Raw genomic sequence first — 13,771 nt, 5'->3', positions numbered from 1 at the left:
GAATATTCTAAAATATTAATTTTAATTAAAATTATTTATTAAATTTACCCTGTTGTTTCCATATGTTTTAAAATATTATCTCTAAAAGATTTATTCAAATTTGTAAAGTTTGTATTTAAATCTTTTTTTTCAAATAACAGTTTAAATTCTATAGCATTAATTATTGCTTTAGCTTTATAATGGTTATTCATTATAATAATAATATCTTTTACTTTAGTTTCAATTTCTTTTATCTTATAGTAAAAAAACTTTATATTTTTATATGTATAAAGATAATTATATCTTTCATAAGGTTTAATATTTTCGCTAAACCAATTTTTATAATTTTTTCCGTGAAATCTAAAATAAGCAATATCTTCATTTGTAATCATATTTGTAAAAGGTGTAGAATATGAAATTTGAGGTTGATCTATATTTACAAATGAGATACTATTTGATCTTAAATAGTTTAAAAATGAATCTTCAACAAAGCTTTTATTGCGAAATTCAAATGCTTTGTTATATTCTTCAAAATCATTTTTCAATTTTTCTATATAGTCAAAAAATCTTTTATTATTTTTAAAAGAATATGGGAACTGGAATAATAAAGTATGTAATTTATCTTCAAAGGAGTTACAAAATTCCTTAAATTTAGATAATTCATTACTATTGTAGCTTCTTTTATGAGTAAAAATTTTATTTGCTTTTAAAATAAATTTAAAATTATTATTATTCTTAACCTGTGAAATAAGGCTTTTACTCACTTTTAAGTCAGGAATTACATAAAATGAAGAGTTAATCTCAATAATATCAAAAAATTTTGAATAATATTGTAACTTATTGTTTTTTGTGGGATAAAATATATTTTCCCAATCAAAATATGAAAATCCTGCAGTTCCAATTAAAACCATAAAACTCACTTAAAAGCTTATTATTGTTGTTTATATTATAACTATTTTTATAAAATTAATATTTTTTTTATTTGCTTTAAGCAAATTATTCTGCTTTTTACACACTTTTGTTTATATCATGTTTTTGTTAATATAATATTTTTTCACAATATAACAATTTTATTATTGCAATATTTTATTTATTAATAAATTAATCAAAATTTAAAAAAATAAAAAAAATAAAGTAAAAATAAATTTTTTATTACATCAGGTTACCAAGATATTCTTCTGTATATTTATAACCTAAATGTTTAATATGCTCTTTAAGTATATTAAAACGTTTTTCAGAAATTTTGTTATATTCAATGTTATTTTTAATATTATTGATAAATTTTTTATCCAATGCTTTATAAGGGATAAATTTATTAATTTGTGCAATTTTTTTAATTAAATGTTTGTTTTTTTTCAAAAAGAAAAGAGTTTCTTCAAATTCTTTTTCAGTTTCTCCAGGAAAACCTGTAATAAGGCTAATTTCAAAAAAAAGGTTATATTGATTAAGTTTTTTAAAAAAAATAATTGCATCTTCAGTATTAAAATATTTACCCATCTTTTTCAATACACCATCAGAACCACTTTCCAGTCCAATAAATAAATTTATATTTCCAGATTCTTTCATAAGGGCAAAAGTTTCATCATCCATTTCCGGTCTAATTAATATTTGTGCATCCCAATGAATTTTAATATTTTTTTTAATTAATAATTTCATCCATGATTTGAAATTATTTAAATTAGTATTAATCATTGAGTCGTAAAATGTAAACCATTTTATTCCAAAATTTTTATAAAAATATTCAATTTCTTTGATTATGTTTTCATAGTTTCTAATTCTAATTTTTTCAAATAGAAGTCTTTCTGTACAAAATTTACATTTTCCTATACAGCCTCTTGAAGTAAAGATTGGTAATGCTTTTTTTCTTATGTATTTCTTAAGATCTAATTTTGAATAATCAGGAAATTTAATATTATTTATATTTTCATAAAAATTTAATCCATTGATTAATTTTGAGTTTTTTATTTTATTTGTATTTGTTATTTTTAAATTATTAATGTAAAAAATATCATAGTTTCTTGTTTCTATAGATTTTGTATTAGGTTTTAGATTTAATTTATCTTTATGGATATTAGTTTTCTTTGAACATTGTGCTTTAAAATAGTTTTCAAGGAACACATTGATAGTTTTTTCAGATTCTCCAATAAAAAGATAATCGAATAAATTGAGCTTATCAATATCATTAGAAATATAGCTCAGAGTTACTTCAGGACCTCCTGCTATAAAAATTTTATTATAGCTATTTTTAAATTTTTCTTTTAAATGTTTTGCAATATACAGTGATATATAAAGATTTGATGAAAAAATAGAAAAACCAATAACATCACTATATTGTGTTTTATTTTCAATCAATTTACCAATATCGAAACCTGATTCTTTAATCTTATCTATTTTTAATAAAATTTTTTCAGAAGCTTTATAATCACCAATTGTCCAATTTTTGTAAAGTGAATAAAACATGTTATTTTTTTTCAGGAAAGTATAAAGTTCAATATTAAGATCAATAATATCAATTTTAACTTTACAGGAACCAATTTTGTTTTTTATATTACCAGCTAAATATGTCAATCCTAAAGGTGGTAAATTAGGCCAAACTGGTGGAAGTAAAACAAAACTAATTTTTATCACTTTTTTCTTTTTGATTTTTTATTGTCACTTTTGAAAAGATCTAGAATCTCTTTATATTTTTCCATTACATAGTTTCTTTTTACTTTTAAAGTTTGAGTTAATTCTTTTCCTACTTCAAACTTTTTATTTATTGGTATTATTTTGGAAATTTGTTCAAAAGGTTTAAATCCATTTTTGGGATTTATTAATTTTTTAACTTCTTCTTTAATATAATTTTGAATTCTTTTCTCTTTAATAATAGCATTGCCTTCATTAACAATATCATCAAGTTTTATTTTAAGTTCCTTTGCTATTTCTTTTAGCTTTTCTTCATTAACTACAATTAATGCTTCTAACTGTTTTTTATCCTGTCCTAGAACAACAGCATGATCAATTAATGGACTTTCTTTTAATTTATCTTCTATTGGTTCAGGTTCAATATTTTCACCACCAAGTAAAACAATAGTATCTTTTGCTCTTCCAACAATTACAATATCACCATTTTCTGTTTTAATAGCTAAATCTCCAGTATTTAACCATCCTTCTTCATCAATAGTTTCTTTTGTTTTTTCTGGATTTTTATAGTACCCTTGAGTAACTTGAGGTCCTCTTACATATAAAACACCTTTTTCTCCAATATCGCAAATTTTCCCTTCTTCATTAATAATTTTAACTTCAGTTTCATCAAAAGGGATCCCTGTAACTCCTAAAGTATTGTGGTTAGGTCTTCTTGAAATTAATCCAGGAGAAGCTTCAGTCATTCCATAAGCATTTATAAGTTTTATCCCAATTGTATTAAAAAAATTGTCAATATAAGGTGGTAAAGATCCAGCACCAGAGTATGAAGCTCTTAAATTACTTCCCAATTTAGATTTTAATGGATGAAAAATTTTTGATGCCAGTAAATGTGGTAAATAAAGTATTATAAAATTAAAAGAATGAACTAAAGTATCTATACTCTTTTTTAAAATGTTCCTTTTTTTATATGCTAAATAACAACCTTTAAAATAGTTTGATGCCAATAACCATCTATAGTTCATTTTTAAAAAACTATAAAATACAAATCTTTCTAAAGGACTTTTTTCTTTTATTTTAACTACAACTTTATCATATATATTTTGCCATAATCTTGGAACAGATGCAAATATATGAGGAGATTCTTTTTCAAGGTCATTTGCTAAGGTTCTTACTGATGAATAAATTTGAGTTATCCCACCTGCCATTGAACAATATTCAAAAGTTCTTTCATAAACATGCCAGACAGGTAAAATATTAACTGTTTTTTCGTCTCCTGGATTTTGTATTTCAAATAAAGGCGTAATTGCTCTAACATTATGTAAAAAATTATTATGGGTTAAGATAACTCCTTTTGGATTACCTGTTGTTCCAGAAGTATATATAATTGTAGCAATTTGCTCTCCATTAATGGATTTAACATTTTTATCAAAAAAATCAGGGTTCTCATTAATAAATTTTTCTCCAATTGGAAAGAGTTTATCATAAAAAATTAATTTTCTTTTAACTCTGTCAATTTTTTCCTCAAATTCATGTAAATTATCTGGTCTATCAATTACAAATATTTTTTTTACCTTTTTTAAAAGTTCTTCTTGAATTGAATCTAAAAAGTTTAAAAGTGTTTTAAAATTTTCAACAATTAAAAATCTGGAATCTGAATGGTTATAAATAAATTGCAGTTCTTTTGAAAGGGTATCAGTACCTCTTGGAACATTAATTGCTTTTAAACTTAGTAAAGCTATATCAGTAATAGTCCATTCATACCTATTATCACAGAAGAAAGCAACATGATCATTTTCTCTAATACCATAAGAATAAAAAGCACCTGAAAAGATTTTTATATCATTTAAGTATTCTGAGTATGTTTTTTGACTAAAAACATTTGTTTTATAATTTCTAAATTTATGAGATGGTTTATCAGGATATAGTTTTGCATTTTTTATAGGAATTTCACAAAGATTGTTATAAACATATTTTCTATTCATATCTACCTCTTAAAATTTATATATGTTTGTTTATATATTAAATTTATTATATTTTATTTGCTTTAAATAAGTATAATATATTTTATCAAATAATCAAATTAATTATTTTAGAAATTGTGCAACAATAATCTAAAATAATCAGGAAAAATATAAAAATAAAGTAATAAAAATAATTACAAAAAAATGTAAAAATGAATTTTTATTTTAAGAAACTTCTAATTTTTTTAAACCGCAGTATATTTATATTTTTTTTTCAAAAAAGAGTTTAATGTCTTTTCGTAATTTTTCTAAATTTATAGGTTTATCATACAATTTATAAACATTTTTATTTTTAAAATTTTCTATATCTTCATCTCGAATATTTCCAGAGATTACAAAAATAGGTATTGAAGGATCAGCTTGGTATATTGCTTCTATGCATTCCCACCCAGTCATCAAAGGCATTTTTAAATCCATTAAAACAAGGTCGTATTTGTTTTTAATTACCTTTTTAAATGCATCTTTTCCGTCAAATGATTGTTCTACTATATAATTTTCCAGTTCAAGAATCTCTTTTACAACATCATTAAAATCTTTATTGTCATCAACAACCAAAATTTTTTTCATTACTCCCTCTCAATGTTATACTTTTTTTATTTAAACTTTTATATTTTTTATTTAAAGATATTAAAAACATTTATTATATTAATTTTAAAAATCTAATAATAATATAATAAATTGAATTAATTATATTAAAATTAAAATAGATTCAAAAAAATTATTTCAAATCTTTTTTATATTGTTAAAATGAAAAGACAATATTTTATCTGGAATATCAAATAAATCTAATTCATGTGAAAAATATCCAGCTTCTTTAATATTTTTTTGCATTCCATATACAATTGAACTTTCTTTGTTTTGTAAAATAATCATATTGCCTCTTTTAAATAACTCTTTACATGCTTCTAATCCATCTTGTCTTGTTGCTAGTCCACTTAAAATTGTTGCAACAATATTCTTATAGTATTTTGCAAAAGATAAAATAGTAATGTTAATGCTTGGTGCAAATATATCTGGGTTATCATTTTCATAAACAGTAAAGGTTCCATTAGCATTAATTATACTTTGAAATCCCCCTTTAGCAATATAAATTTTATCTTTTTCTAATTTCATCCCATTTTCAATGATTAAAATTTGTTTATTTGATCTTTCTCTCAAAACCTCAGCTAAAGAATCTTCAAAAGTTGGTGGCATATGCTGAATAATCACAATTGGGGGATGAAAATTTTCAGGAAATTTATCAATAATTTTATATAAGCTTGAAGGTCCCCCTGTTGAAGCACCAATAAGTAAAACATCAACCATATATTTACCTTAAAAAAATAATTATATAAAATAGTCAATTAATAAATAATTGTTTTAATAGTCATAATTTAATATTATATTTTGCTATTTGTTTGATTATATTAAACTTAAAATTACAGTCAATAAAAAAATAAAAAAATATTTTAAATATAAATTGTTGTGGTTAAATTTAGATAGAAATAAAAATTAAACTGTGAGGTTAGGATGAAAGCAATAAAAAAGATGAAAAAGGTTAAATTGATAATAGGAATGCTATACAGTGATAAAAATTTATTTGAAATAGCAAAAATGAAACTTATAAAATATTTTGGAAAAATTGACTATGAATCAAAACCAATTTTATTTAATTATACAGATTATTATAATAAAGAAATGGGAATCCCAATATTTAGAGTTTATATTTCTTTTGAAAAACTTATATTTCCATATAAACTTGGAAAAATTAAACTAATAACAAATAAGATAGAAGATTCATTAAAATCTGAAAAAGGAAGGAAAGTAAATATTGATCCTGGTACATTAAGTTTATCAAATCTTATATTAGCAACAACTAAAAATTATAGTCATAGAATTCCAATATCTAAAAGAATTTATGGAGAAGTTACATTAATATATAGAAATAAAAGATTTAATGATTTAGAATGGACTTATCCAGATTATAAAGATGATAAAAATAAACAACATTTTTTAAAAATCAGGGAGATTTATAAGAATCAAATAAAACAATAACCATAAGTAAAATAGTTTTAAAATCTTTATCATTTTTAAAAGAATAAATTTTTTCGTGTTAGGTGAAATTAATAAAGTCAGTTTTTAAATACTAAAGAGGTATAAAAATTTTGTGGTAGAAGTAAATATTTAATAAATATGAATTATTATATTTGATTAAATGAGTTTATAGTTTATATGTCTATCATTATTATCCTTTTTCGAGTGTATGTCAGTTGCCAAAGGATAAAAATAAAATAATATTAATTTTTTATAAAAGCTTTAAAAATATTAAATAAAATGATTACATAATTGACTTAATGAGAAAAATTTATGTGATAGCTGTAGTTAATAGTAAAATTTGAAATTATTATTGTTGATTTAATAAATTTAAACAATATATATATCCTAATTAAAATTTCTCGACTGGATTACAGTTGCCAAAGGCTAAAGAGTTAAAAATAAAATATTTTAGTTTAATATTATAAAAGATTAAATTTAATGATCACATAAATGTACTAAGAAGAGAAATTTTAATTGGGATATAATATCTCTTATATTTTTAATATCTTAATAATTTTAATTTTATTATTAACAAAAAGGGATGTTCAGTTAAATTTCAGGACATCCATTAATTTAATTATAAATGATATAAAATTAATATTATTTTATTTTTTTAGTAATTGCAATTTTTAAATAGTTATCAATTGCAGTCAAATTGGTATCTGTTAAAAAAACTAAATAACCATCTTTTATATCGGGAAAATAAATAACTGACATATAATATGCATTATCAAATATTGAATATGGAATATAAAATGAATCTTGATTGGTATAGTAATTAAGTATAACTTTTTGGGTTTTATCCATTAAAATAAAGTGTTTAAATTTTTTTTCTTTTATTAATAAAGAAATTTTTGTATCAGGTAATTGTTTTTCAATAAAAATTTCCTGATTGTTATATTTTGATACAGTTTCTAAATTTTTATCATTAAGCTCAATGTTTGATTTGGCTAAATTAAAATTGTTTGTAAAAAATTTGAATTTATTATTGTTGTCAGAAATTTTTTCTGGTAAATAAAATATTTCATAAAAGAATTTGAATTCATCAAATAATTTTCCACTATTGTTATAAATGTTTATAATTAAATTTTTATTTTTAATATTTGTATTCCAGTAAAAGATAAAAGGGTAATAAACAGACTTATTATAAATTATTAAACTTGTAGTATTAAATGAATATTTAGAATTATTGGTTATATTGTAACTTTTTTTATTAAAATCTGAAAAATTGATATAAAATTGTTCTTTATTTTTATCAAGTTTTACATTTTCAATATAGTAGTTGATGATATATTTATTATTTTCTTTTTTAGAATCAATATATATAAAAAATGAATTTTTTAAATCTGGTATATTTGTTGAAAATTTTCCATCTTTATTTGTCCATATTTCCCTTAGTAATCCTTTTCCTTTAATATAAAATACACTATTTGATAAAGTTTTTTTATTAAGTGTTGCAACACCTTCTAAATGAGATTCTTCGTCTAAAAAGTTGGAATTAGCTGTTAAGTGTATTTTAATATCATTATCCCATAAAGGTTTAATATCCAGCATAAAGGATTCATAACCTTTTTTTTCAAAATAAAGGGTATAAAAACTATTAAATGGAATATCCACTTTTATTTTTCCATTTCCATCAGTTAAACCTTTGAATACAAAATCTTTAAAAACCAGGACATCTTTTAAAGGTTCACCCATTTCATTAATTACTGTAATTTTAATCTTTTTTATATTTTCTGAATAAACAGCAGTAGAAAGTAACAAAATTATTAGAATTGCACTTACTATTTTTATTAATTTTAAATATTTCTTCATTTATTCCCCTTTATAAACAGGTTTTATTATTTTAAATTGATTATGTATGTTTTAATTTTATTTTTAGTATATTAAGTATAATTAGAATATTTTTTATAATTAAATTGATATTTATATTTTGCTTAATTTTTATATATAAAATTTTATTTTTTTAATAATTTTGTTTCAATAATTTTTCTTTATAATATTATCGTATAATAGGATAAGAAATCAAAATATAAAATATTAAAAATTATGTGAATAAAAAATATGGTTGTGTTAATAATAGTGTGTAAATTAGTGGTTATGTCAATAATATTGTGTAAATTAGTTATAATTCTAGAATTATAATTACTAATATATTCGGTTTTATATACAATTATAAACAATGAATCTGATTAAAAAGTAAAATTATTTTTTTTTAAAGGAAAATGTTAATTAAAAAATTTAAAAAAGGGATTTACTTACTTCTATTATATTTCGATTTGTCCATTAATTGGATAAATCCTTCCTCTACCAAAAGCTTTCTTTGTAATTTTTAATACAATTGATGCTTGTTTTCTTTTATATTCATTTTGATAGATTTTTTTTAAAACAAAATTAACAGTCTCTTTAGAAAAACCCATATTAATAATTTCTTCTTTTCCTTTTCCATTTTCAAGATGAAGTTTTAAAATATTATCAAGCTCCTCATATTCAGGAAGGCTGTCCTGGTCTTTTTGTCCTGGCCTGAGTTCAGCTGAAGGAGGTTTTTTAATAATTTGTTCTGGTATAATTTCTTTTTCTCTATTTATAAAATTAGCTAAATTATATACTTGAGTTTTATAAAGGTCTCCTATAGGTGATAATCCACCTGCCATGTCACCATATAAAGTACAATACCCAACAGAAATTTCACTTTTATTTCCTGTAGCTAAAACAAAATAATTAAATTTATTTGAAAAAGCCATTACAACATTGCCTCTAATTCTAGCCTGTATATTTTCTTCTGTAAGGTCAAATTTCTTTCCTTTAAAACTATTTTTTAATGCAGTCATGTAAGAATCATATACTTCTTTAATTGGAATGATTGTTAAATGTAGTCCTAAATTTTCACTTAATTTTAAAGAATCTTCAACTGATGACTTTGAAGAAAACATTGATGGCATAGCAATTGGGTGTATATTTTCTTTCCCTAAAGCCTTTGTAGCTAAATATGCAACTAATGCTGAATCAATCCCGCCTGACAAACCAAAACATACATTGTTAGAATATTTACTCTTTTTTAAATAATCTTTAATACCAAAAATAAGGGAATCATGTAATTGAGAAAGATTATCAGTAATAAAATAATTTTGATTATTGTTTATATTTATCTTTTTTATAGAATTATTTTTCTCAATGAATAAATTTGATTCTTTTAATTTATTGATACTATCTAAATCATATTGTAAATCGTTTTCAGAATGGTTAAAATTTTTATAGAATGGATCATCATTAAAATAAAACTTATCTAATTCATAATTAGTCTCAAAAATAATTTCGTTTTTTTGGAAATTGAAAATAGATATCGATTCTTTAAAGGATGGTAAATAAAAAGAAGAGTTTTCTTTAGCTGATAAAACAAAAGAAGTACCATCAAAAATTAATTCATCATTGACCCCAATTTGATTAACATAGATGATATCTTTGTTATAAAGTTTTCTTAATTTTAAAAAATTATTACTTCTATCTTCAAATTTTCCATAATAATATGGGGATGCCGAGATATTTATAATAATGTCAGCTCCTTTGTTTATAAGAATATTTACAGGATTTATTTTATATAAGTTATTATTAAAAACATTTTTAAAATCTATCCAGGCATCTTCACAAATAGTTATACCAAATTTTTTGTTATTTAATTCTAATACATCTATAGTATCAGCAGGTTCAAAGTACCTGGCTTCATCAAAAACATCATAAGTTGGTAATAATGTTTTATTTTGCTGAAAAATTATATTGCCATTTTTAATTACTATTGCAGAGTTTGTAAGGTGTTTGCCAAAGTTTTTGTTTGATATAAGAGGGGTCCCAATTAAAATTGCAATTTCTGGAAAATGTTTTGATATTTTTTTTATTTTTTCAATATATGAATAGATTTTTTTAATAAACCATGGATTTTCTAAGAGGTCTAAAGGTGGATAACCTGTTAAATATAGTTCAGAAAAGATAATTAGATCTGTTTTTAATGAATAAGCCTTTTGTAAAGCATAAATTATTTTATTAAAATTATAATTTAAATTACCGACTATAGGGTTTAACTGAGCAAGTGCAATTTTCATAACTTACCTTTTTAAAAAATATAAATCTATTATTAAAAAAAATCAATTATGGATAATGGAGAAAAATTATTGTCTCTTATTTTTAAATATAAACTCGATATAAACTCAACAATTTAAAACAAAAATTATTGATATTTGAATTAGCAAAATTATTTAGTTAAAAAAGTTGAATTGTAATGATAAATTGCCTCAAGAGTTACTTTAATCATATCATCTATACCTTTTGTAACTTTTTGTTTAAATTTTTCATCTTGAGTAATGCTGGTTGTACCTTCAATGTGATTGCTTGCAACTGTACAGATAGATGCACCATGTAATTTCCTCACATGGCAAACAGTAAAAATAGCAGAACTTTCCATTTCAATATTCATAATTCCCATTTTTGATAATTTTTCTAACCATTCTGGTGTTTCCCCATAAAAACTATCTTCAGATGCATTAATACCAATATGTGTATTGAATTGTAAATCTTTTTCTAACTTTAATGCTGTATTATAGAGAGAATAAGTAAGGTTAAAATCTGGTATAGCAGGAAAGTTGTCTGGTAAATAAAATTTACTGGTACCTTCATTTTTCATTGATCCTTTAGAAATTATAATATCACCAATATTAATCCCTTTTTGCAAAGCTGCAGTTGTTCCAATTCTAATAAAATATTTTGCTCCAATATTAGCTAATTCTTCAACAGCAATAGATGCTGAGGGACATCCTATTCCAGTAGAGGTGACTGATATTTTTATGCCTTTATAAAAACCTGTATAAGTTTTATATTCTCTATGAAAAGCAACAAGTTCAGCATTTTCTAAATATTTTGCAACCACGTCTGCTCTTTGAGGATCACCTGGAAGTAAAACAAATTCACCTATATCACCTGGTTTTAAATGTATATGGTATTGAAATACACCTTTTAATAAGTTTCTTTTATCTGTAGTGGGCATTTTCATTCCTTTCTATAATAGATAATTATATTTATATAGTTATTTATAGAGTTGTTTAAGTAATTATTTATATTAAATTTATCAATTTGTTATTTAGTTTATTGTTATTTATATTGAATTAATAGAAAATTATTATTATTGTAATATTTTTCTAATTCTATTTTATTATTTATTATATTTCTATAATCATCCCTTCTTTACCATTTATTTCAACAAAACTTCCTTCATCCAATATATCATTAACACCAATAGTCCCTGTAATTATTGGAATATTATATGCTAAAGATAATACTTTTAAATCAGCATCATAGTTTTCTGATTCAGTTATTATGCCAGCTGCATATTTCAAATATGGTATGAAACTATCTTGAAAATCATTTAAAATAATAACTTTTTTGTATATATTTTTATTTTTGATATCATTCATATTATCAATTTTTATGACCTGACCTTTTGAAGATATACTATTAAGAGATTTTCCGATTATTCTTGCTTTACCAATAGTTTCCAGTCTAATCATATTGGTTGTACCTGTTTTACCAAGAGGTAAACCAGCTACAAAAACAACAAGTTCTCCTTTATTTAAAAGATTTTTCTTTTCAAAAAAATCTTTTATGTTCTGAATAAGTTTTTCAAAATTGTTCTCTTTTTCTATAAGAAATGGAATAATACCCCAATTTAAAGCGAGTTGGTTGTATACAAATTTATCATAGGTAAAAACATATAAAGGTAATCCAGGTCTTAACCTGGAGATCATTCTGGCAGTATAGCCACTTTTTGTAAAAACAGCTATAGCTTTTGCATCAGATTGATAAGCTGTAGAAAGTGCATTAAATGAAATAATTGAAGTAATTTCTTTTTTTTCTTTTAAACTTCTTCTTCTATATAAGAAGTCAATGTAGTTTAATGATTCTTCAACTTTTTTTATAATTCTAGACATAGTATTTACAACTAAATCAGGATATTTTCCAATTGCAGTTTCACCAGAAAGCATAACTGCAGAAGTTTTATCAAATACAGCATTTGCAACATCAGAGGTTTCAGCTCTGGTAGGTATTGGATTCTCAATCATTGATTCAAGCATTTGTGTTGCTGTAATAACAGGTTTTCCTGAAAGGTAACATTTTGAAATTAATTTCTTTTGAATAATTGGTACTTCTTCTAGATCTAACTCCACACCCAAATCACCTCTGGCTACCATTATTCCATCGCTGTGTTCAATAATATCATCCATATTATCTATTGCTTTCTTATTTTCAATTTTTGAAATCAATTTAATTTTAGAATCTTTTTTTGTATCAATAATTAGTTCTCTAACCTGATAAAGGTCATCTGCAGATTTTACAAATGAAAGAGCAATATATTCAAGATCATTTTCAACTGCAAATTTAATGTCTCTTTTATCTTTTTCTGATAAAAAAGGTAATGGATAATCAATATGAGGTAAAGTTAGATGAGCTCTTTTCCTTAAATCACCATTGTTAAAAATTTTGACTTTAATAAAGTTTTCCTGTTCATTTTTCTCTATTATTGTTCCTTCAATAAAGCCATCCATTAATAATACTTTTTTACCAATGTTTACAAGCTTTCCAATATCTGGTAGGTTGGTAAAAACAACATTTTTTTCTTCTGATTTTATAGTTTCTATGTCATTTTTTAAATAAGATTTTATTGTAATTATATAGTCTTTTTTTATTGGTATAGGATTTTCATATCCATATAATCTTACTTCTGGGCCTTTTGTATCGAGCATTATAGAAAGTGGGACTTCTAATTCCTCTCTTATTTCTTTTAAAAGTTTAATCAAACCCTTTGATTTTTCAGGAGATGAGTGGGAAAAATTTATTCGAGCTACATTCATACCATTGTTTATTAATTTAATAATAGTTTCTTTGTCACTTGAAGCAGGGCCTAATGTACAAACTATTTTTGTTTTTTTTAAGATTTTTTCCATTTCTTTCTCCTGCTTAATTTTTTATTTAATATTTTTTGTTAATTTGTTGCATAATATTATAATAGATATTTTAATATTTCC

10 protein-coding genes are annotated in these 13,771 nt (G+C 22.6%); 1 reads left to right on the top strand and 9 read right to left on the bottom strand.

Going from position 1 to position 13,771, the window contains the following annotated elements:
• Window positions 1-44: 44 nt before the first annotated feature.
• The 5 genes from ACZ5EC_RS05260 to ACZ5EC_RS05240 all read right to left on the bottom strand — a co-directional run bounded on the left by ACZ5EC_RS05260 (window position 45) and on the right by ACZ5EC_RS05240 (window position 5,930).
• Entirely contained in the window at window positions 45-890 is an 846-nt protein-coding gene (locus tag ACZ5EC_RS05260) for a DUF72 domain-containing protein (protein ID WP_464303906.1), read from the bottom strand.
• 241 nt (window positions 891-1,131) lie between these two features.
• Complete coding sequence (locus ACZ5EC_RS05255) at window positions 1,132-2,607, bottom strand: B12-binding domain-containing radical SAM protein (protein ID WP_464303905.1); 1,476 nt, start codon at window positions 2,605-2,607, stop codon at window positions 1,132-1,134.
• Window positions 2,604-4,586 carry an AMP-dependent synthetase/ligase gene (locus ACZ5EC_RS05250; RefSeq protein WP_464303904.1) on the bottom strand — a complete coding sequence of 661 codons (1,983 nt, stop codon included), beginning with the start codon at window positions 4,584-4,586 and terminating at the stop codon, window positions 2,604-2,606. Before ACZ5EC_RS05250 ends, ACZ5EC_RS05255 begins: the two co-directional genes overlap by 4 nt.
• A gap of 240 nt (window positions 4,587-4,826) precedes the next feature.
• On the bottom strand, window positions 4,827-5,192 hold the full coding sequence (locus tag ACZ5EC_RS05245; RefSeq protein ID WP_464303903.1) for a response regulator: 366 nt from the start codon (window positions 5,190-5,192) through the stop codon (window positions 4,827-4,829).
• A gap of 156 nt (window positions 5,193-5,348) precedes the next feature.
• Entirely contained in the window at window positions 5,349-5,930 is a 582-nt protein-coding gene (locus ACZ5EC_RS05240) for a CheB methylesterase domain-containing protein (RefSeq protein WP_464303902.1), read from the bottom strand.
• Window positions 5,931-6,134: 204 nt separating this feature from the next.
• On the opposite strand from ACZ5EC_RS05240, the gene ACZ5EC_RS05235 reads away from it, so the two are divergent.
• Window positions 6,135-6,659 carry a DUF4416 family protein gene (locus tag ACZ5EC_RS05235; protein WP_464303901.1) on the top strand — a complete coding sequence of 175 codons (525 nt, stop codon included), beginning with the start codon at window positions 6,135-6,137 and terminating at the stop codon, window positions 6,657-6,659.
• A gap of 642 nt (window positions 6,660-7,301) precedes the next feature.
• Here ACZ5EC_RS05235 and ACZ5EC_RS05230 read toward each other — a convergent pair.
• The 4 genes from ACZ5EC_RS05230 to pyk form a co-directional block, all read right to left on the bottom strand.
• The gene (locus tag ACZ5EC_RS05230; protein WP_464303900.1) at window positions 7,302-8,516 is read right to left on the bottom strand and encodes a hypothetical protein; all 1,215 of its coding nucleotides are present in this window, start codon (window positions 8,514-8,516) and stop codon (window positions 7,302-7,304) included.
• Window positions 8,517-8,968: 452 nt separating this feature from the next.
• The gene (locus tag ACZ5EC_RS05225) at window positions 8,969-10,798 is read right to left on the bottom strand and encodes an NAD+ synthase (RefSeq protein WP_464303899.1); all 1,830 of its coding nucleotides are present in this window, start codon (window positions 10,796-10,798) and stop codon (window positions 8,969-8,971) included.
• A gap of 149 nt (window positions 10,799-10,947) precedes the next feature.
• On the bottom strand, window positions 10,948-11,736 hold the full coding sequence (locus tag ACZ5EC_RS05220) for a nucleoside phosphorylase (protein WP_464303898.1): 789 nt from the start codon (window positions 11,734-11,736) through the stop codon (window positions 10,948-10,950).
• Between the two features lie 172 nt (window positions 11,737-11,908).
• A complete protein-coding gene (pyk, locus tag ACZ5EC_RS05215; RefSeq protein WP_464303897.1) occupies window positions 11,909-13,690 on the bottom strand; it encodes a pyruvate kinase in 1,782 nt (593 codons plus the stop codon).
• Between the last annotated feature and the right edge of the window lie 81 nt (window positions 13,691-13,771).

It is taken from the genome of Exilispira thermophila (genome assembly GCF_055389015.1).
The sequence above is the reverse complement of the archived record's forward strand: the minus strand, read 5'-3'. Positions and strand labels throughout refer to the sequence as shown.